Origin of the sequence: Frateuria edaphi, assembly GCF_021117405.1 — a bacterium.
In the GTDB taxonomy this organism is placed as follows: Bacteria; Pseudomonadota; Gammaproteobacteria; order Xanthomonadales; family Rhodanobacteraceae; genus Frateuria_A; species Frateuria_A edaphi.
Map to the genome: position 1 here is coordinate 3,315,152 of NZ_CP088251.1, position 21,589 is coordinate 3,336,740.

At 68.6% G+C, this 21,589-nt stretch carries 12 protein-coding genes; 7 read left to right on the top strand and 5 right to left on the bottom strand.

Annotated elements, in window-relative coordinates; all coding sequences use genetic code 11:
• The first annotated feature begins 15 nt into the window (after positions 1 to 15).
• On the top strand, positions 16 to 1,590 hold the full coding sequence (locus LQ772_RS15445; RefSeq protein ID WP_231322035.1) for a tetratricopeptide repeat-containing sulfotransferase family protein: 1,575 nt from the start codon (positions 16 to 18) through the stop codon (positions 1,588 to 1,590).
• A 30-nt stretch (positions 1,591 to 1,620) separates the two neighbouring features.
• On the opposite strand, the gene LQ772_RS15450 is transcribed toward LQ772_RS15445, so the two are convergent.
• The gene (locus LQ772_RS15450; protein ID WP_231322037.1) at positions 1,621 to 4,476 is read right to left on the bottom strand and encodes a TonB-dependent receptor domain-containing protein; all 2,856 of its coding nucleotides are present in this window, start codon (positions 4,474 to 4,476) and stop codon (positions 1,621 to 1,623) included.
• A 142-nt stretch (positions 4,477 to 4,618) separates the two neighbouring features.
• Positions 4,619 to 5,653 (bottom strand): AI-2E family transporter, encoded by a 1,035-nt coding sequence (locus LQ772_RS15455; protein WP_231322039.1) that lies wholly within the window; start codon positions 5,651 to 5,653, stop codon positions 4,619 to 4,621.
• Positions 5,654 to 5,756: 103 nt separating this feature from the next.
• On the opposite strand from LQ772_RS15455, the gene LQ772_RS15460 reads away from it, so the two are divergent.
• The 6 genes from LQ772_RS15460 to LQ772_RS15485 all read left to right on the top strand — a co-directional run bounded on the left by LQ772_RS15460 (position 5,757) and on the right by LQ772_RS15485 (position 15,305).
• Positions 5,757 to 6,620 (top strand): 5'-nucleotidase, lipoprotein e(P4) family, encoded by an 864-nt coding sequence (locus LQ772_RS15460; protein WP_231322041.1) that lies wholly within the window; start codon positions 5,757 to 5,759, stop codon positions 6,618 to 6,620.
• A gap of 270 nt (positions 6,621 to 6,890) precedes the next feature.
• Positions 6,891 to 7,799 (top strand): hypothetical protein, encoded by a 909-nt coding sequence (locus LQ772_RS15465; protein WP_231322043.1) that lies wholly within the window; start codon positions 6,891 to 6,893, stop codon positions 7,797 to 7,799.
• A gap of 34 nt (positions 7,800 to 7,833) precedes the next feature.
• Positions 7,834 to 10,446, top strand: coding sequence for a glycerol-3-phosphate 1-O-acyltransferase PlsB (gene plsB / locus LQ772_RS15470; protein WP_231322045.1), 2,613 nt, complete (start codon positions 7,834 to 7,836; stop codon positions 10,444 to 10,446).
• 109 nt (positions 10,447 to 10,555) lie between these two features.
• Positions 10,556 to 11,872 (top strand): metal-dependent hydrolase family protein, encoded by a 1,317-nt coding sequence (locus LQ772_RS15475; RefSeq protein ID WP_231322046.1) that lies wholly within the window; start codon positions 10,556 to 10,558, stop codon positions 11,870 to 11,872.
• A gap of 495 nt (positions 11,873 to 12,367) precedes the next feature.
• Positions 12,368 to 14,224 carry a M1 family metallopeptidase gene (locus LQ772_RS15480; protein ID WP_231322048.1) on the top strand — a complete coding sequence of 619 codons (1,857 nt, stop codon included), beginning with the start codon at positions 12,368 to 12,370 and terminating at the stop codon, positions 14,222 to 14,224.
• Positions 14,225 to 14,324: 100 nt separating this feature from the next.
• The gene (locus tag LQ772_RS15485) at positions 14,325 to 15,305 is read left to right on the top strand and encodes an alpha/beta fold hydrolase (RefSeq protein WP_425600806.1); all 981 of its coding nucleotides are present in this window, start codon (positions 14,325 to 14,327) and stop codon (positions 15,303 to 15,305) included.
• Positions 15,306 to 15,361: 56 nt separating this feature from the next.
• On the opposite strand, the gene LQ772_RS15490 is transcribed toward LQ772_RS15485, so the two are convergent.
• The 3 genes from LQ772_RS15490 to gspD all read right to left on the bottom strand — a co-directional run bounded on the left by LQ772_RS15490 (position 15,362) and on the right by gspD (position 21,589).
• Entirely contained in the window at positions 15,362 to 16,048 is a 687-nt protein-coding gene (locus tag LQ772_RS15490) for an ArsR/SmtB family transcription factor (protein ID WP_231322050.1), read from the bottom strand.
• Positions 16,049 to 16,249: 201 nt separating this feature from the next.
• A complete protein-coding gene (gene hrpB / locus LQ772_RS15495; protein ID WP_231322052.1) occupies positions 16,250 to 18,805 on the bottom strand; it encodes an ATP-dependent helicase HrpB in 2,556 nt (851 codons plus the stop codon).
• Positions 18,806 to 18,955: 150 nt separating this feature from the next.
• A complete protein-coding gene (gene gspD, locus LQ772_RS15500; protein ID WP_231322055.1) occupies positions 18,956 to 21,589 on the bottom strand; it encodes a type II secretion system secretin GspD in 2,634 nt (877 codons plus the stop codon).

Here is a 21,589-nt window from a genome sequence, read left to right on the forward strand (position 1 = left end):
CGCGCCCGCTTCGCCATGGACTCGAACAGTCCCGCCGGGCAGGCCAGCGCCGCGTTCAACCGGCGCGACTGGGTGCGGGCCCGCGAGTTCGCGTGGCAGGCCCTGGCGCAGCAGCCGCAGGCGGGCATGCATTACGTCGCGGGGATCGCCTGCCTGGAACTTGGCCAGCGGCCGCAGGCCGTCGCACATTTGCGCCAGGCGGTCGCCATGGCACCGGAACGGGCGGACTTCGGCGCGCAGCTGGCCAGGGCGTTGTCGCTGGCACGGCTGGGACGCGAAGCCCTCGAGGCCGCCGACCGCACGCTCGCGCTCGCCACGGGCGATCCGCTGACGCTGGACACGCTGGGCGTGGTCTACACCCAGGCCGGCGCCTACGCGAAAGCGGCCGCCGTCTTCCGCCAGGCTGCCGAACGGCAGCCAGGGCGGGCGCATTTCCAGTTCAACCTGGCGACCGCGCTGGTCTACCTCGGCGACATCGACGGAGCCGAACAGGCGCTGGAAGCGTGCCTTGCACGGGAACCCGGACACTGGCGGGCGCATCTGACGCTGGCGCAGCTGCGCAAGCAGACACCCGCGGCCAACCACCTGTCCCGGCTGGAGGCATTGCGCCCGCGCGCAGACGCCGACCCGATCGGCCGCATGTCGATCAACCTGGCGCTCGCCAAGGAGCACGAAGACCTGGGCCAGTTCGCCGAGGCGTTCGCCTGCCTGGTCCGCGGCAAGGCGGCGGGCCGGGCGCTCAAGCCCTACACGATCGAACGCGACGCCGCCCTGTTCGATGCCCTGATGCAGGCCTTCCCGGCCCCCGACGCCGTGGCATCCACCGGTTGCTCCAGCGGGGAGCCGCTCTTCGTCATCGGCATGCCGCGCTCGGGCACGACGCTGGTCGAGCGCATCCTCTCGTGCCATCCGGACGTCCATTCGGCGGGCGAGCTGCCCAACTTCGGCATGGTGCTCAAGCAGCTTTCGGGAAGCCGCACCCCGGTGCTGCTGGATCCGGAAACCGTCGCACGGGGCCGGCACGTCGACCCGTGCCAGCTCGGCGAAGCCTATCTGGCCAGTACGCGGCCGGGCACCTCGGGCAAGCCGCGCTTCGTCGACAAGCTGCCGCACAACTTCCTCTACGCCGGCTTCATCGCCCGCGCGCTGCCGAACGCCCGCATCGTCTGCCTGCGCCGCCATCCGCTGGACACCTGCCTGAGCAATTTCCGGCAATTGTTTTCCATGGCCTCGCCAAACTTCGACTACTCCTTCGACCTGCTCGACATCGGCCGCTACTACGTGCTGTTCGACCGGCTGATCGCGCACTGGGACCGGGTATTGCCCGGCCGGATCCTGCAGGTGGACTACGAACGGCTGGTCGAGCGGCAGGAGCCGACCTCGCGCCGGCTGCTCGAGTTCTGCGGGCTGCCCTGGCACGAGGACTGCCTGCGCTTCGAACGCAACGCACAGCCGGTCGCCACGGCAAGCGCCGTCCAGGTCCGCTCGCCGATCTACCGCGGTGCGCTGGGTCGCTGGCGGCACTACGAGGCCGAACTGGGCCCCTTGCGGGACCTGCTCGGGCGCGCCGGCATCGCCCTTGCGGACTGACCGGCGCGCACGCTCCCCGGAACCCGCGCCTCAGAATTTGTAGTTCGCCTCCACGTACATGGCGCGCCCGTACACGTTGTAGTTGCTCTCGTTGTATGGCGAGCTGGTGGTACCCGGATAGCTGCGGTCCAGCGGCGGCATCTTGTTGAACACGTTGTTGACCAGCACCGAAAGAGCCAGGTTCTCCACCGGGTTGTAGGTCACGCTGGCGTTGTACAGGATCCAGGGCCGCAACCGGCCGGTGCCCTCGGCGCTGTAGTTGTCGTTCTGCGTGGCCAGGTAATTGGGAGTGCTGCCGTAGCGGTTGAAGTACACCGTCGCGCTCCACTGCTCGTTCGGGGTCCAGGTGAGCGAGCCGTTGACCTTGGTCTTGAAGTCGGTGCTGTAGAACGGATGCCGCAGCAGCTCGCGCGACGGATCGGTCGGATAGGCCTGGTATTCGTGCTTGAGCACGTCGCTGTAGGAGACCTGCGCCGACAGGTCGCCGAAGCGGCCGATGCCGAACACGTAGCTGAAGTTCGCGGTGATCGCGTTGACCTGCTCGTTGGAGACATTGACCTTCGGCGTCGAGATCTCCTGGATCTGGCCGAGCAGGGCCGGATCGTTGGAAGGACCGCGCACGATCTTGCTGAAGGCGTTCTGGCAGCTGGCCGAGTTCATGTCCAGCGTGCCGATATCGCACAGGTATTCGATCTGCGACAGGTTGTCCGCGCTTTCGGTGTTGACCTCGTTGTTGATGTCCCAGTGCAGGTAGTCCACGCTCAGGGACATCCGGCTCATCGGTGCCCACACGAAGCCGTAGCTCCACACCTTGGCGGTGATCGGCTTGAGCGTCGTGCTGCCTGATTGCTGGCCGAAGAACTGCGTTCCGTCGTACGGCGCGGGGCAGTTGGCGATGTTCCCCGGGCCGTAGCCGAGCCGGTTGCAGTTGAGATAGTCGGGCACGAAATCGTAGTAGCCGCTCAAGCCCTGGTACTGGTCCGCCAGCGTCGGCACCTTGAACGCGGTGCCGTAGCGCCCACGCAGCAGCAACGACTGGAACGGCCGGTACTCGAGGCCGAGGTTGTACGTACCGTGATTGACGTTCTGGCCCTCGACCTTGTAGTTGTCGTAACGGCCTGACACGTCCAGCGTGAGCTGGCTCAACAGCGGCAGCCGGAACTCCGTGGTCGCCGCGTAGCGCGAACGGTGGCCCGCGCCCTGGACGTCCGTGGTACCCCAGACCTCGCCGTTGAGCAGCCGCGGGTCCGGCGTGTAGTTCCAGCCCTGGTTGCCGCCTTCGAGCACGATTGCGATGCCGGCGTCGCCGCCCGGCATCGAGAACAGCGAGGCGTTGGTCAACTGGCCGCGCAGCATGTTGTCCCAGGTCTTGGCGCGCGTGTCGGTATAGCCGGTGAGCGACGCGAACTCCGCCGGCGTCAGCGGGTTGTAGAACGCCGCGTAGTCGGGCTCGAAGATCGGGTAGAAGCCGAAGTACGGATCGACGCCCGGCAGCTGCGGACCCAGCACGCGGTCCTCGAAGAAAGCGTCCATCGGGCCGGCGAAGCGCTGGAAGTTGTGCGAGGTGAGCTTGTCGTCCGAATGGGTGAAGCCCAGGTCGTAATCCCAGTAGGAGTCGCCGAAAGTGCCCTTGGCGCCCAGGGTCAGCATGTAGGAATGCTCGTACTGGTGATCGAGGATCGACTTGTAGTCGCCGGTCTCCTCCGGCGCGAACGCCCGCTGCAGGTCGACCAGGCCGGAAATGCCGTCGCCGTTGTCCAGCCGCGGGTCGTAGTACGCGCCGTAGTCCACACCCGTGCCCCACCAGATGTAATTGGAGCCGGCGGTGTAGCGCTGTTCCTCGTAGGTGTAGAGCAGGTCGCCGTACAGCTGCAGATTGTCGTTTACGTCGAACGTGGCGTGGGTATACAGGTTGGCCGTCTTGTCGTCGTTGGTGACGGTCTTGTATCCGGGAGTGTAGAAGCTGCCGCAGTAGGTGCGGCCGTCGGTGCGGGTGCGCAGCCCCTCGGTGCCGCCGAACAGCGCCGTGGTCCCGGCGCAGTTGTTCGGATCGAGGAAGTGGTAGTCGCCGGTGAACTGGTTGTAGACCAGGAAGTCACGCGAGGCGGTGGCCGGGTCGGTGCCCTGCGTGAAGTACTGGCGGGTCAGTCCGCGATCGAAACCCCAGATCGGCTGGGTGCTTTCGAACTGCCCGCCGATGATCATGTTGAACTTGCCCGCGGTGAAGCCGTCGGCAAAGCTCACCCGGCGGTCCGCGCCGCCGCCGCCGGTGTGCCAGCCGTAGCGGACGTCGATGGTCGGCCGGTCGATATTCTTCTTCAGGACGATGTTGACCACGCCGGCGATGGCGTCTGAGCCGTACAGCGACGACTGGCCACCTGGCAGCACGTCGATGTGGTCGACCATGTCCATCGGTATGCCGCTCAAATTGTTGAACGCGTCGCTGCCGTTGTAGAGGGCGGGGAAGTTGCCCATCGGGCGGCCGTCGATCAGGTACTTCACGAAGCCCACGGGCAGTCCGAACAGGCTGAGCGTCTGCGCGCCCTGGGTGAACGAGGCGGAGGTCTGCGATCCCTGCACGCTGCCGGTGGAGAACGAGGCCTGCTGCAGCGCCTCGGCCACCGTGGTGAAACCGCGCACCTTGAGGTCCTGGGCCGTGATGGTGGTGGTCGGAGTGGCCGTCTCGATCTCGGTCTGCGGGATCAGCGAGCCGGTGACCGTAATGGTCTGCAGCCGCTTCGCCTTGGTCTGGTCGCCCTGGTCCTGCGTCGCGGCGGTACCGGACGTGGTTTGGTCGTCCGGCGTAGTGGTGTCCTGCGCCCGGGCCTGGACCGCCACGACGCTCAATGCCGCCGCGAGGGCGACCACGATGGGTTTCTGGTACATGGGCTGGATCTCCCGCGCTGGTTCTTACGCGCCTCTGGCGCGCTCCCGGCGGGACCATGCGATTGCTTACGTCAATTTAACGTCGACTGGACGGGCGACAAATCGCCAAGCACTCAAGCGCCTGCGCGATCAAGCTCAGACGTTACAGCAGCCCTTCGCCTTCCAGCTCGCTCTTGAGGTAGGCGTAGTAGATCGGCGCGGCGACCAGGCCGGCCAGGCCGAAGGCTGCCTCCATCGCGAGCATGGCGATCAACAGCTCCCACGCGCGCGAGCGGATCTGGGTACCGACGATGCGCGCGTTGAGGAAGTACTCCAGCTTGTGGATCAGGATCAGGAACACCAGCGCGGCGATGCCCACGCCGAGGGACACCGACAGCCCGGCGATGGTCACGGCGGTGTTGGAGATCAGGTTGCCGATCACCGGCAGCAGGCCGACCACGAAGGTCACCGCCACCAGCGTCTTGGCCAGCGGCACGTGGATGTCCATCAGCGGCAGCACGCCGATCAGGAAGATCGCGGTGAACATCGTGTTGATCAGCGAGACCTTGATCTGCGCGAACACGATGTTGTGGAACGCGTCGGCAAGGCGGTTGCTGCGCTGGCCAAGCGCCGCCGCCAGCGGGCCGGGCTGGTGGGTGGAACCGGCGCTGTGGCTGAGCGCCACGATGGCGCCCAGCACCAGGCCGATGATGATGTGCGCGAAGCCGCGCGCGGTGTCCTTGCCGGCCAGTTGCAGGCTGGCCGCGTGCTTGCGGGTCAGGTCGCCCGCCATCACGCGCAGCTCGTCCACGCTGTCCGGCAGCGATCCGACCAGTGCGGACGGGAGCTGTTCGCGCGCCTTCTCCACCAGCGGCATCAGCTGTTTGTCCCACAGGTCCTGCGGGTTGCCGATCTCGCTGTGGAAGAAGCTGATCGCGCCCAGCGCCAGCAGGATCAGCAGCCCCACCACTACCGCACCGATCAGTGCCACCACCACCACCCGGGCACGGCGACCGGACAGGCGCCGCTCCAGCAGCGGGCTGATCGTCTGCACCAGCTCGTACACCAGCAGGCCCGCCAGCAGCGCCGAGAGCAGGTGCAGTCCGATCACCAGCAGCAATGCGATGCCGGCCAGCACGTAGCTCGCGATCCGGGTGGCGCGCGAGGGCTCGCGCTGCAGGGATGGGTTCGGGGCCATGCGCCGGGCACTCGGGGAGGGAAGCCCAGTCTCGCAGCAGGCCGGCCCGCCTTCCAGCCTGGCGTACACTGGCGGGCCGTTCGCGCACAAAAGGACCCACGCGATGACCTCGCGCCTCCCGGCCCTGGCCTCCCTGCTCCTGCTCGCCGGCTGCACGGCGGCGCCGCCGCCCCGGCCGCCGATGGCCGCGGCCATGCCGGCGGACGACAACCTCAATGCCACGGCCTGGGTGCAGAACGCGGTCGAACACGACCTGATCTACCTGCAGACCTACCGCGACGCCCAGCAGCGCCTGGGCGCCGCACTGGCGGACGCACAATGGGACGCGCTCACGCCGGCCGACCGCCTCCAGTCCCCGAGCGGCCTGCCGCCGGCGGTGGTACTGGACGTGGACGAGACGGTACTGGACAACTCGCCCTACCAGGCGCGCCTGATCCGTGCGCACGCCCCGTTCGACCAGGCCAGCTGGGATGCGTGGTGCCGCGAGGCGCGCGCCCGCGCGCTGCCGGGCGTGGTGGCGTTCACGCGCCATGCCGCGGCGCAGGGAATCAAGGTGATCCTCATCTCCAACCGCGACCAGGCGCTGGGCGAGGCCACGCTGGCCAACCTGCGCCGGGTCGGCGTGCCGGTGTCAGGGCCGGACGCTCTGCTCGGCCTGGGCACCAACGTGCCCGGCTGCACCCAGCACGGCTCGGACAAGGGCTGCCGGCGCCAGTGGGTCAGCCGCCACTACCGCGTACTGATGCAGTTCGGCGACCAGCTGGGCGATTTCCTGGACATCCCCCAAAACACGCCCGCCGGCCGCGTGGCAGCGGTCAAGCCATACCTGGACTGGATCGGCCGGCGCTGGTTCGTGCTGCCCAATCCCAGCTATGGAAGCTGGGAACCGGCGCTGTTCGGCAATGACTGGAAGCTGGCCGTGCCGGAGCGGCGCCTGCGCAAGATCGAAAGCCTACGTGTCAAGTAAAATCATAAACTTACGTCACAAAACAAAACCATTGCCTCAAGAGTCGGGTGCGCGTAAGCTCTGTTCCGCCAACACCTGCTGACCTCCTAATCGCAGGCGAGGCCATTTCCCTTCCGGCCTGGCCGGATTTGCCCCGTGAGGCTCCAGGCCCGCGGGGTTTTTCTTTTCCGGCCCGAACAGACATCCGCTTGCCGCCAGCTCGACGGGTCGCGTACGCCGGTGGGGCCATGCTTGCGCCACCCCACCCCCATGCTTCCCATGCCGAGGTCCATGCGCCCTTCCCTGTTCCGTCGCCTCCTGCCCTGCCTTGCCCTGTGCGCACTCGCCGCCTGCCAGTCGAGTGAGCACACGGCCACCTACGTTGCCAGCCAGTCGCCCGAGGCGGCCGTGCAGCAATCGATCGCACTGGTGCGCGCCGGCGATTTCGCCGGCTTCTGGCAACACGCTCTCCCGCCACATGACTACGCCATGCTGCGCGAGGACTGGGGCCAGGCCCGGGCCGGCGAGGCGCCGCTGACCGATGCCGAACGCGCGCGCATCGACACCGCCCTTGAGCAACTGGCCGCGCCCGATGCCGCGGCCACGCTCGACGGCCGTCTGCAGCCCTGGCTGGCCGACGCGCAGGCGCGGTACGGCGACCAGCTGCCGCTGCTGGTCGGCATCGGCCGCGCGCTGGCCGGCAAGGCGATCGAGGAAGACGCGCGCCTGTCCGACACCCAGAAGCGCCAGGCCGTGGCACTGGTCAATGCCCTCGGACCGTGGGCGCAGCAGGCACCCTGGTTCGACCCGGCCAGGGCACGCCAGGCGGTCGGCGTGGTGGTCGCCACCGCGCGCGAGCTGGACCTGCGCGATGCGCAGAGCCTGCGCGCGATGGATTTCGACCAGGCGATGCGCAGCTACGCCATCGGCTTCCACGGCCTCGAACGCATGCTGGCACTGTACGGATTGCCGCTGGACGAGGCACTGGCCTCCGCGCGCGTAGTGCCGCTGGAATACCACCCGCCCTACGCGCGCGTGCGCATCGAGTACCAGTTGGCGGGCACGCCGCTGTCGATGGAATCGATGCTGGTGCAGCAGAACGGCCGCTGGTACGACCAGGACCTGCTCGAAAGCGTGCGCCAGGCGCATCGGACGCTGGCCGCGCCGGCAGCCTCCGGCACGGTCGCGATGTCGCACTGAGCGGCGTTTACGACCCACCGGCTACAATCCGCCGATGCAGAACATGACCGCGGATTCTCCCGCCCGCAGCCGCGCGCCCTGGTGGTTCAGCCTCGCCGGCCAGTTGCTCGAACCCTGGGTGCGCATCCGGCGCGACCCGGCCGAACCGGCCAGCCTGCTCAAGGCCGGCGCGCCGGTGTGCTACGTGATCGAGCGCGACGGCTTTTCCGACGCATTGATCCTGGAACGCGCCTGCCGCGAGGCCGGCCTGCCCGCACCGATGCAGCCGCTGGCCGGCACCCGCCGTCGCCGCTCGGTGTTCGCACTGACGCGGCGTGACGGCTGGCTGTTCGGCCGCAGCCGCCAGCGCGCGCCCTACGAGACGCTCGACCAGCTGGTCCGCTCGCTGGAAGAACACCCCGGCCGCGACATCCAGATCGTGCCGGTGTCGATCTACGTCGGCCGCGCGCCGAGCCGCGATACCGGCTGGTTCCGCGTGCTGTTCTCCGAGAACTGGGTGATGGTCGGCCGCTTCCGCCGCCTGCTCGCGCTGCTGCTCAACGGCCGCGACACGGTGGTGCACTTCTCCGCGCCGGTATCGCTGCGCCAGGTGCTGGACGACGCCGGCGAGGCCAGGCCGGAGCACTTCGCACGCAAGATCGCGCGCGTGCTGCGCACGCACTTCCATCGCATCCGCGCGGCGGTCATCGGACCGGACCTCTCGCACAAGCGCACCGTCGCCGACGCCGTGCTCAACGCCGAACCGGTGCGCGCCGCCATCACCGCCACCGCGGCCAAGGAACGCATCTCCTACGCCAAGGCGTGGCGCCGCGCGCACAAGCTGGTGATGGAGATCGCCGCCGACTATTCGCACCCGGTGGTGCGCTCGGTGTCGTTCCTGCTGTCGAATTTCTGGAACAAGCTGTACGACGGCATCGCGATGCACCACTTCGACAAGGCCCGCGCCGCCGCGCCGGGCTACGAGGTGGTCTACGTGCCCAGCCACCGCAGCCACGCCGACTACCTGCTGCTGTCCTACCAGCTGCACGTCTCCGGCGTGGTGGTGCCGCACATCGCCGCCGGCGTGAATCTCAACCTGCCCGTGATCGGCCCGATCCTGCGTCGTGGCGGCGCGTTCTTCCTGCGCCGCAGCTTCAAGGGCAACGCGCTGTACTCGGTGATCTTCAACGAGTACATGGCGCAGCTGATCGACCGCGGCGTGCCGATGGAGTACTTCATCGAAGGCGGCCGCTCGCGCACCGGACGCCTGCTGGCGCCGCGCGCGGGCCTGCTGGCGATGACCGTGCGCGCGTTCCTGCGCGCGCCGCGACGGCCGGTGCTGTTCCAGCCGGTGTACATCGGCTACGAGAAGCTGATGGAAGGCAAGAGCTACATCGGCGAGCTGTCCGGCAAGCCGAAGGAGAAGGAATCCCTGCTCGGCCTGCTCAAGGGGCTGAAGGTGCTGCGCCAGCGCTACGGCCACGTGGCGCTCAACTTCGGCGAACCGATCGAATTGAATCCGCTGCTCGATGCGGCAAGCGGTGACTGGCGCACCGCCAGCGGCGATCCGGACGCCAAGCCCGAGTGGCTCGGTCGCGTGGTCGATGGCCTGGCCGAACGCATCCAGGTCAACATCAACCGCGCCGCCGACGTCAATCCGATCAACCTGCTGGCGCTGGCCCTGCTGGCCACGCCCAAGCACGCGATGGCCGAGAACGACCTGCTCGCGCAGCTGGAGCTGACCCGCGCGCTGCTGGTGGAGTTGCCGTACTCCGACCGCGTCACGGTCACCCCGATGGATCCGCCCTCGATCATCGCCTACGGCGAGCAGATGGGCTGGATCCGCCGCGTGCGCCATCCCCTGGGCGACGTGCTGAAGGCCGACGACGAGCCGGCGGTGCTGCTGTCCTACTTCCGCAACAACGTGCTGCACCTGACCGCGACCGCGGCGTGGGTCTCCTGCTGTTTCTTGAACAACCGCCGCATGACGCGCGCCTCGATCCTGCGCCTGGGCCGCATCATCTACCCGTTCATCCAGGGCGAGCTGTTCCTGCCCTGGGACTCGGACGGCTTCGTGGCGCAGATGCAGGGCACGATCGATTTCTTCGTGCGTCGCGGCCTGCTGGAGTCCTCCGCCGACGGCCGCGTGCTCGAGCGCGGACCGGGCCAGGACGACGCGGCGTTCCAGTTGAAGACCATCGCGCGCAGCCTGATCCAGGCCTTCGAGCGCTACTACATCACGATCGCCGCGCTGGCCAAGAACGGGCCGCACACCACCAGCGCCGCGGAACTGGAGAACGCCTGCGCCCTCACCGCGCAGCGGCTGTCGCTGCTCAACGAGCAATCGGCGCCGGAGTTCTTCGACAAGGCGTTGTTCCGCGGCTTCATCCAGAAGCTGCGCGAGCAGAAGGTGCTGTGGACCGACCAGGGCGGCAAGCTCGACTACGACCGCGCGCTGGAGGACATGGTCCGCGACGCGCGGGTGATCCTGGCGCGCGAGGTGCGCCACTCGATCCTCAAGATCACCGGCGTGGATGGCGACATGGACGCCGCGCCGCCCAAGCCGGTCAGTCACGTGCCAGAGGACAGCGGCAGCGAGGACCTGCACCGGCGCCACGTCGAGGCAGAACATCACCAGCACGAGCACGACTCGAACCGAGACGTCTGACTTCGCGGGGTGGCTTCAGCCCACATCGGGCGTGCGGCAAGCGCGCGGTGGGCCGAAGCCCACCCTGCGGGCTCTGGCATGATGGGCCTCCCGTTGGAGGAGGCCGCCGATGATCTGCCGTCCCGCGCTTGTCCTGGCCGTTGCACTGATTGCCACGCCCCTCTTCGCCGCCGAGCCGCCCGCGAAGGGCGGCTCGATCGCGCTGCATTGCACGCACCTGCTCGATCCGGCCGCCGGGAAGTTGCTGGGCGAGAGCACCGTTGTGATACGCAGCGGGCGCATCGATACCGTGCACGCCGGCGCGCCCGCGGCCGACGAAGGTAAGCCCGTCGAGCTGATCGGCCAGACCTGCCTGCCAGGCCTGATCGACGCGCACACGCACCTGACCTCCGAGACCAGCCCCACCGGCTACACCGACCAGTTCCGCTGGAACACGGCCGATTACGCGATCCGCTCCACCGTGTACGCCCGGCGCACGCTGCTGGCCGGCTTCACCACCGTGCGCAACCTGGGCGACAACGCCAACGAATCGATCGCCCTGCGCAACGCGATCGACGCCGGCATCGTGCCGGGCCCGCGCATCTTTACCGCCGGCGTGGCGATCGGTTCCACCGGTGGCCATGCCGATCCCACCGACGGCTACCGGCAGGACCTGGCCGGCAATCCCGGTCCGAAGGACGGCATCATCAACAGCGCCGCGGATGCCTGGAAGGCCGTGCGCCAGCACTACAAGGACGGCGTCGATCTCATCAAGATCATGCCCTCCGGCGGCGTGCTGGACGAAAGCGCCAGCGCCGACAACCCGCAGATGACGCTGGACGAGATCAAGGCGGTGGTCGCCGCCGCGCACGATTACGGCTTCACCGTGGCCGCGCACGCGCACGGCGCCGAGGCGATCCGCCGTGCGGTGCTCGGCGGTGTGGATTCGATCGAGCACGGCACCTTCATGGACGACGCCGACATGAGGCTGATGAAGGAACACGGCACCTGGTACGTGCCTACCATCATCGCCGGCAAGTACGTCGAGCAGATGGCATCGAAGCCCGGTTACTACCCGCCACAGGTGGCGCGCAAGGCAAAGGAAGTCGGCCCGATCATCCAGGCCACCGCAGGCCGTGCCTACAAGGCGGGCGTGAAGATTGCCTTCGGCACCGACGCTTCGGTGTATCCGCACGGGCAGAACGCGAGGGAGTTCGAATACATGGTGCAGGCCGGCATGCCGCCGATGTATGTGATCCAGGCCGCTACCACGCATGCGGCCGAACTGCTGCACAAAGCCGATGCGCTGGGCCAGATCCAGCCCGGCCGCGCGGCCGACGTGGTCGCGGTGCCCGGCAACCCGCTCGAGGACATCACCGCCTTGCAGCGGGTGAGCTTCGTGATGAAGGACGGCACGATCTACAAGCAGGACGGCAAGCCGCTTTGAGCGTCGGCTCCCTCTCCGCTCCGGGGAGAGGGTTGGGCTGGGGGCCGGGGCTCGCGAGGAGGTCTCGCATACTTTTGTCTTCGCTCCAGTTGTGGCCTTCCAGCGACTTGGCTCGCCTGCGGCGGGCTTCCGATCGCCTGACGGCGCTCGGGTCACTTTTCTTTGCGGGCCCAAAGAAAAGTAACCAAAAGAAACGGCCTGCTCAGCCCGGGGTGAGATAAGAGCTAGGCGCCACCTCGCCTTGCCGGGTGGGTCTCTTGCTCATAGAGGAGCTGCCGCCGCTTTACCGACGGACGCTCGGGGGCCGAGGCAAGAGAGGGTTTGCGCCGGTTGTGTGCGAGCGGCGCGGTCGGGCCTGGCAGCCTTTTTTTTAATTCTCTTCCCAAGGAGATGCGAGACGAGCTCGCCTCACTTAGCTCCAGGCCCTTTCGTCACGGGCGCCCCCGCGCAACCGGATGGCATACTCGCCACTTCGGTCCCCGGAGAAAGTCCCGTATGCGTGTGATTCCCGCCCTCGCCCTCGGCGCGTTCGTGCTGCCGCTGTCCGCCCTCGCCGCCGATCCGCATTCCTATGCGCAGCCGGCCGAGGTCCGCGTGACTCATCTGGACCTCGACCTCGCGATCGACTTCCCGCACAAGGCGCTCGACGGCACCGCCACGCTGAGCCTGGACTGGAAGAATCCGAAGGCGCCCGTGCTGGTGCTCGACACGCGTGATCTGAAGATCGCCAAGGTCGAGGGCCTGGATGCCGCCGGCCGCGCCACCGCGCTGAAGTTCGCGCTGGCGCCGCGCGACAAGGAACTCGGCAGCAAGCTCACCATCCAGGCGCCGAAGCACCCGGCGAAAGTGCGCATCGTCTACGCGACCTCGCCGCAGGCGTCGGGCCTCCAGTGGCTCACCCCCGCACAGACGGCGGACAGGAAGCTGCCCTTCATGTTCTCGCAGTCCGAATCGATCCACGCCCGTTCGTGGGTGCCGCTGCAGGATTCGCCGGCGATCCGCTTCACCTACAAGGCGCACGTGAGCGCGCCGAAGGATGTGCGCGTGGTGATGAGCGCGCTCAATGATGCCAAGCATCCGCTCGATGGCGATTTCCGCTTCGACCAGCCGCACCCGATCCCCTCTTACTTGCTGGCGATTGCCGCCGGCGACATCGCGGTGAAGGAAACCGGTCCGCGCTCGGCCGTCTACGCCGAACCCTCGGTGGTCGGCAAGGCGGCGCACGAGTTCGAAGACACCGAGAAGCTGATCGAGGCGACCGAGAAGCTCTACGGCCCCTACGCCTGGGGCCGCTACGACATCCTGGTGCTGCCGCCTTCCTTTCCTTACGGCGGCATGGAAAACCCCGACATGACCTTCGCGACGCCGACCGTACTGGTCGGCGACAAGAGCCTGGTCTCGCTGGTCTCGCATGAGCTGGCGCACTCCTGGTCGGGTAACCTGGTGACCGCCGCGAGCTGGCGCGACATCTGGCTCAACGAAGGCTTCACCACCTACGTCCAGGGCCGCATCACCGAGGCCGTCTATGGCAAGGCGCTGGCCGACGAGGAAGCGCTGCTTTCGGCGCGCGCGCTGCAGAAGTCGATCGGCGAGATGCCCGAGAACTCGCAGAAGCTCGCACCCGACCCGCGCGGCGTGGGCGCGGATGACTCGCTCTCGGACGTCGCCTACGACAAGGGCTCCTGGTTCCTGCGCACGCTGGAGCAGCGCTTCGGCCGCGCGACCTTCGACGAATGGCTCAAGGCCTACTTCCACCGCCACGCCTTCACGTCCATCACCACCGAGCAGATGCTGGCCGACATGAAGGCCAATCTGTTCGACACGCATCCGGGCAAGATGAGCTGGGACGAGGCCAGGGCCTGGATCTACCAGAGCGGCATCCCCAAGGACGCGCCGCTGCCGACCTCCGCCCGTTTCCAGATGATCGACAAGGAGCGCGCGGATTTCCTGGCCGGTACGCTGGACGCGGGCCAGCTCGACGCCAAGGGCTGGAACACGCAGGAATGGATGTATTTCCTCGACCGCCTGCCCGACGCGCCCCCGCTGACCAAGATGAAGCAGCTCGACGCCGCCTGGCACCTCACCGGCACACCCAACGCCGAGATCGGCATGCGCTGGTACAGCCATGCCATTGCCGCGGGTGACAGGAACGTCTGGGAAGATGCGCGCGAACACATGACCCGCATCGGCCGCATGTACCTCACCCTGCCGGTGTACAAGGCCTTCGCCGCCACGCCTGAAGGGCTGGCCTACGCCGAGGCGGCCTACGCCAAGGCGAAGGACGGCTATCACCCGATGACCCAGGGCGCGATCGAGTCGATCCTGCGCAAGGCCAGGCAGGCGAAGAAGTAGGCCGCTCCTGCAGGGGCCCGCTTGTGGGCGATGCTTCCAGGGCATCGCCACAAGCGAGTTCCTGCAACCCGGGCCCATACCGCACGAATCAGGACCTTCGATGACCCCACCCGCCACCCGTCCGCTCTGGAAGCGCATGCTGTTCCGCCGCCTGAAGTTCTTCGGCGTGCTGGTGGCCCTGGTGGTGGCGCTGCTTGGCGGCAGCTACCTGTTCGCCCCGCAATGGCTGCTGGGCGCGCACGTGATGCGCCAGGCGATGGCCGCGCACGTGGAGAAAAACACGCTGCGCGCGGGCGACACCACCTGGAGCTACTACGAAGGCGGCCAGGGCCCGACGCTGGTACTGCTGCACGGCTTCGCCGCGGACAAGACCATCTGGCTGCCCCTGGCCGAACAGCTCACGCCGCATTTCCACGTGGTGATCCCGGACCTGCCCGGCTGGGGCGAATCCTCGCGCAACCCGGATGCCAGTTACGGCGTCGACGCCCAGGCGCGGCGCCTGCAGTCATTTCTCGCGGCGCTGCACCTGCAGCGTTTCGTACTGGTCGGGCACTCGATGGGCGGCGCGATCGCAGGCGTCTATGCGGCCGAATACCCGCAGGGCGTGGCCGCGCTGGCGCTGGTCGATGCCTATGGCCTGAAAGCCACTCCGAACGATTTCGATCGCACCATCGCGGCCGGCAAGGATCCGTTCGCCTACGACGACCGCGCCGGCTTCGAACACGCGCTCAAGCTCGCCTTCCTGCAGCCGCCCGAGGTGCCCGGCCGCATCGAGGACGTCTTCGTCGCACGCAACCGGCAGGATCGCGCCTTCATCGAACGCACGCTCGCCGAGCTACGCAAACCCGAAGACTACCTTTCGCTGCAACAGCGGCTGGGCCAGCTCACCATGCCGGTGCTGGGGCTGTGGTGCAGCAAGGATCGCATGGTCGATCCGTCCGCGCTGGACAGCCTTCGCAACGGCCTGGTGCAAGCACCGGCGATCAGCTCCAGCGTTCTCAACGGCTGCAACCACATGCCGATGATGGAAAAGCCCGAGGCCACCGCGCAGGTGCTGACCGGCTTCGTGCTGGGGCACTAGCCGCGGCGCGTCCCGCCCTTCCCCCGAGAGGGAGGGACATGCCGCGCCGGACCCGGTCAGCCAGGCAACCGCACACCGAGAAGAGCGAACCGCCGCAGCCCTTCGACGCTGGGCAGCAGCGCCCGCCCGTGCGACGCGTGGCGTAGCCAACCCGCCTCCAGCATGGCGCCGGTGAGCGCCACGCCCAACGGCCCGCCCACGTGCAGGCGCCGTTCGGTCCAGTCCAGGCAAGCACGGCCGCGCAGTCCCGGCAAGCGCGCCACGGCCTCCGGGTTGAGTCCCGCCTCGGCCAGCGCCGCGGCACCGGCAGGGGCCAGAGAGAGGCCTTCGCTGGTGGTCGTCAGATGGCCGCGCCCGAGCAACTCGGCGCAGAGCGCCACCCCGAGCTGGCCGGCGAGATGGCGATAGCAGCTGCGCGCGCGCCGCAGCGCGGTATCCCCGCTCGGCGGCGCGATCGACTGGCGCGGCAGGGCCAGCGCTTCGAGCCAGCCGGCCACTTCGTCACCGGCGAGACGGTAATAGCGATGGCGTCCCTGTACCTGCACGGCAAGCAGGCCGCCTTCGAGCAGGCGCTTGAGGTGCGCGCTGGCCGTCGGTGCGCCGACGCCCGCCGCTCGCGCCAGCTCGCCGGCCGGGCGGGCGGTGCCGTCGGCCAAGGCAAGAAGCATCGAGGCGCGCGCCGGTTCGGCGAGCAGGGCGCCGATTTCGGAAAGCTGGCGTGGGGTGGGCGGGATGGCGGGCATGGGGCGAGTCTAGTACCGCTGTTGCCCGGGACCTTTCGATGCACGGCGAAGCGTGTAGCCCTCCGCAAGAGTGCCTATCCGTCCCTGACGCAGCTTCCCCGGGCAGGCCATGGGACAGAGCGCCACTTGCGGGTCCCTCCCGGCGGACACGAGGAATGCTGCCAACGGGTGGATGGGGCGAACTTGCCGGGATCTTTCCGTTCACGTCCCGCGCGGCTTCGCCCGATGCGTCGGGGTGGCGGACCAGGGATCGTCCGGCCAGGGGTGGCGCGGGTAGCGGCCTTTGAGTTCCTTCTTTACTTCCGGGTACGTGCGCTCCCAGAAGCCCTTGAGGTCTTGCGTGACCTGGATCGGCCGGCCGGCGGGCGAGAGCAGGTGCAGGGTTACCGGCACGCGCCCACCGGCCACGCGCGGGGTATCGGCCAGGCCAAACAATTCCTGCAATTTCACCGCCAGCACCGGGGGCTCGCCGGGTGCGTATTCGAGCTTGCGCACCTGGCCGCTGGGGACCGTGAGGCTCTCCGGGGCGTGCTGGTCGAGCTGGCGGCGCTGCTCGTAGTCGAACAGTGCGGCCAGCGCCTGGGAGAGCTCGTCGGTGCCGAGCGCGTCGAGCTTGCGCTTGCCTTGCAGGTACGGCCCGAGCCAGTCCTCCAGCGAAGCCAGCAGCGTCGCGTCGGACACGTCGGGCAAGCCCAGCTCGGGCATCCAGCCGGCCAGCGCCTGCATGCGCGCGCGCAGGCGTCGGGCGGTCTCGCTCCAGGGCAGCGCATCGATGCCGCGACTGCGTACCGCCGCGAGCAGCGCAGGCAATGCGTCCTCCGGCCGTACCGGCACGCTGCGCCGTTCCAGCACGATGGCGCCGAAGCGCTGTTCCTCGAACGCCTCCACCGCACCCCGGCTGTCGTTCCAGCGCAACGTGCGCTCGCGCCGGAAGTGCTGCGGGAAATCCTCATCGAGGCGGCGCGGGTCGAACGGCGCCGCGGCGAGCACCAGGCTGTCGCGCGCCTCCAGACGCAGGTCGAGCACGACCAGCCAGGGTTCGCCGAGCAGCGCGCTGCCGTCGTGCAGGGTGGCGCCGCGGCCATTGGCCAGCGTGTAGCGGCGCGGATTGGCTTCGTCCTGGCGGGCGATGCGGTCGGGCCAGGCATGCAGCAGGAGGCCGCCGACGGCATGGCTGTCGGGTACGCCGCTGGCGGCCGTGCGGACGTCCAGACGTCTGCGCCAGCCCTTGGACGCCTGCTCGATGGCGGCCATGGCGCCGCTGTCGAAACCCCCGCGCGCACCGATTCCCTTCGATGGGCCGGGGGTGGCACCCCGGCGGTCGCGCCAGGCGTGCAGCGCGTCGATGCGCAGACGGAAGTCGTCGCTGCGCGCCTGGTCGCCGCGCAGCGGCGAACGTGCCTCGACCAGTGCCAGCAGGTCGGCGGCCAGCGGGTGCAGTTCCGCCGGCGCACGCAGGGCCATGGCAGCCAGTCGCGGGGTGGCGCCGAGTTCGAGCATGCGCCGGCCCAGCGGCGTGATGCGGCCATCCGCGCCGAGCGCGCCCAACGCGGCCAGCAGTTCGCGCGCCTGCGCGAGCGCGCCCGATGGCGGCGGATCCAGCCAGCGCAACGTGTCGTCGCTGCCGGCGCTGACACCCCAGGCGGCCAGTTCGAGCGCCAGGCCCGACAACTCGGCCTGGTCGATCTCCGGCGTGCGCGCCGCTTCCGGCCGCCGGCTCTGTGGCCACAGGCGATAGGCCGTGCCCTCGGCGACGCGACCGGCGCGACCGGCGCGCTGGTCGGCCGAGGCCTGCGAGATCGCGACCGTTTCCAGCCGGGAAAAACCGGAGTTGGGGTCGAAGCGCGGCTCGCGCGCCAGGCCGGCATCGATCACCGCGCGGATGCCGGGCAGCGTCACGCTCGATTCGGCCACGTTGGTGGCGAGGATCATCCGCCGCGTGCCCGGCTCGGCCGGCGCCAGCGCGGCCTGCTGTTCGGCCAGCGAGAGTTCCCCGTGCAGGGCTAGGATCTCGAGTTGCTCTCCTTTTGCGAGAGGAGAGGGAAGCGTGTTTTCGAGCAGCGCATGGGCGCGAGCGATCTCTCGGCGACCGGGCAGGAACACCAGCACGTCGCCTGGATTGTCTTCCAGCGCCTGGCGCGCGACGCGGGCCAAGTGGTGCTCGGGCGTCTCCTGCGCGCGCGCGGGCGGATGCTCGACGCGCACGGGAAAGCTGCGTCCCGGGCTGGACAGCCGCGGTGCGTCCAGCCAGCGCGCAATGCGCTCGCCGTCGAGCGTGGCGGACATCACCAGCAGCCGCAGGTCGGGGCGCAGGGTCGCCTGCACGTCCAGCGCCAGGGCGAGGCCGAGGTCACCGGCCAGGTGGCGTTCGTGGAACTCGTCGAACAGGATCGCGCCGATGCCGGACAACTCCGGGTCGTCCTGGATCAGCCGCGTGAGGATGCCTTCGGTGACCACCTCGATGCGGGTGGCGGCACTGACCCGGGATTCGAAGCGGATGTGGTAGCCGACGGTCCGGCCGACCTCCTCATCCCGCTGCGCCGCCATGAACTGCGCGGCGGCGCGCGCGGCGATCCGCCGTGGTTCGAGCATCACGATGCGCCGGCCTTGCAGCCACGGCGCCTCGAGCAGCGCCGGCGGTACCTGGGTGGTCTTGCCGGCGCCGGGCGGCGCTTCGAGGACCAGGCGCGGGTGGGCGTCGAGCGAGGCGCGCAGTTCCGGGATGAGCGGGGTGATGGGGAAGTCGGCTTGCGTCATTCCCGCGAATGATAAGGCCTGGGCCTGGCAACCCCCGGGCACCTCCCCCCGTGACACGGGGGAAGGAACAGGTACGAAACCGCCTATCGAGCCCTCCCCCGTCTACGCAAGAGGGTGCCGGCGGGCGGATGGGAGTCGCCCCGGCAGGATTTACTTCCCACCCGCCATGCACTGCGCCACCCATTTGCGCGCCGTGTCCACGCCCTCGGTATCGCCCAGGTGCGTGCGCACGCTGGCGATGAGCTGCCAGTTGCGCGCGCACAGTTCACCGTGCTGCGAGCCATTGCGCCACGACTCCAGGGCCAGCCGTTGCGCGGCGTCGTAGTCGCTCTGCTTGAGCGCCGCTTCGGCCTGCTGGTGGAGCTGCTCGGGCGAGGCCGGCGGCGTCGGCAGCGGCACGTCGGTCGGCGAGGCGGCCGGCGGCGGCGGTTCCTTCGCGCGCTCGGCGCGCAGCGGAGCGAGCGACTCGAACTTGGCCTGGTACTCGTCGGTGATGCGCTTGGCGTCGTCGCTGGAACCGATCACCCGCGGCGTGATCAGCACGATCAGCTCGGAGCGGTTGCGGTGGCGGTCGGTGCTGCCGAACAGGCGGCCGATCAGCGGGACCCGGTTCAGGCCCGGGATGCCGGTGTCGGTGTCGCCCTCGTCCTGGCGGATCAGGCCGCCCAGCAGCACGGTCTGCCCGCTCTGCACGCCCACCTGGGTGGCGATCTCGCGCTGCTGGATGGTGTAGTTGCCGTTGGAGTCCTTGGTGCCCGGCACGCTCACCTGCTGCTTGATGTTGAGGTAGACCAGGCCGCCGGGATTGATGCGCGGCTGCACGTCCATGATCACGCCGGTGCTGATGTATTGCACCTGGCCGATGGTGGTCGGACTGTCGTTGGTCGTGGTGCCCAGGCCGGTGGTGAAGAAGGTCTGGTTGACCGGGATCTGGTCGCCTGCCTGGATGTGCGCGACCTGGTTGTTCATCACCACCAGCGACGGCGCCGAGAGCGTCTTGACGTTGCCGTTGGTCTCCTGCGCGTGCAGCGCGACCTGCAGGTTGTTGTTGAGGAAGGAGTAGAAGAACGAGTCGCCGGTCGGGTTGTAGGTCATGCCGCCCTTGCCCAGCGCCCACTGCTGCTGGTTGCCCGGCTGGCCGGGGGTGACCCCGCCACTGCTGTTGGCCGTGCCGCCGACCAGGCCTTCCAGGTACCACTGCACGCCGAACTGGAAGGCGCCGGTGAGCTGCACCTCGAGGATGCGCGTTTCGATCTGCACCTGCAGCGGCACCGTGTCCAGGCGCTGGATCGCGCCCTCGATCTCCGCCCACTGGGACGGACGCGCACGCACCAGCAACTGGTTGTTGGCATCGACCGAGGAAATCCTGATCGAACCGTCGGAGGAGCTGTACTGCTGGTCGTTGGCCGAGCTGCTGGCGTTGGCCAGGCCGCCGCTGTCGCCGAAACCGCCGCTGCCGCTGCCGCCGAAGCCGTTGCCCTGGCCGGACATGCCGCCGTTGTCGTTGCCGTTGATGCCCGACAAGCCGCCACTGTTGCCCATGCCGGTGTCGTTGCCGCCCTTGAAGCTGCCCGAGCCACCGGCGATCCCGCCGCTGTTGCCGAAGCTGCCGGCGGTGCTGCCCATGCCGGTGCCATTGGCGTTGTCGGCGTTGCCCAGGGTTCCGGAGTTGAGCCCGGGGCCGACCTCGCCGCCGCTGCTGCCGCTGGCCGAGGCGTTGGTGTAGATCTGCGCCAGGTACTTGGCCAGGTCCGAGGCCTTGATGTTGCGCACGTCGTAGACGTACAGCTGCGGCTCGTTGCCGCCGCCACGATCGATGCGCGCGATCCAGTCGCCCACTTCCTGCAGATAGTCCGGCTGCGTGCTGATCACGACCAGCGCGTTGGTGCGCTCGATCGGGATGAAACGCAGCATGCCGGCCAGCGGGCTGTCGCCCTGCTTGCCGAAGATCGCGTCGAGCTTGGGCATCAACTCGGACACGTTCGCCCGTTGCAGGCTGAACACGCCCACCGACATGCCCTTGAGCCAGTCGACGTCGAAGGTACGGATGGTGCGCGCGTAGTTGTCCAGTTCCTGCGGCGAGCCGGCGAGCACCAGCACGTTGCGCGACGGATCGGCGAGCAGGATCGAATCGGGCCGGGCGAATGGCTTGATCAGCTTCTGCATCTGCGCCGCGGAGATGTAGTGCAGCGGGAACAGGCGCGCCTGCATCCCGCCCTGCGGCGCCACCGCGCCGAGGCTGGGCGAGACACTGCCGGCGATCGCGTTCTTCGAAGGCATCACGACGTAGCTGTTGCCCTGGCGCACCAGCGCGTTGCCGGTCCAGGACAGGAGCGTCTCCAGCACGGGCAGCGCCTGGCTGGCGTCGATCGGTTCGGAGGTGGAGAAGGAGATGTTGCCCTGCACGCCCGGCACGATGGTGTAGTTCTTCTTCAGGAAGTCGCCGAGGATGGCCTTGACCACCGCCTGCACCGGCTGGTTCTCGAAGTTGAAGGTCACCGCGCCCTCGCCATGCGCGGGCGGCCGGGGCGTGGACAGCGCCTGCGGGCGGATGAACTCGCCGGTGCCGCTGTTGATCTGCGGCTGCGGACTGGTTTCGCTGGCCGGGCCGACGTTGTTGTTCAGCGGCAGCGGCGCGGGCGCGGGCTTGTCGGTACCGGCGATGGCTTCGCGCTGCAGCGCGTAGTCGTCGCGCGGCTGCGGCATGCTGGAGCAGCCGACCAGCCAGACCGTCAGCGCAACGGCGCCGATCCGGGACATTCGGTGCAGGGCGTGGGGGAACAT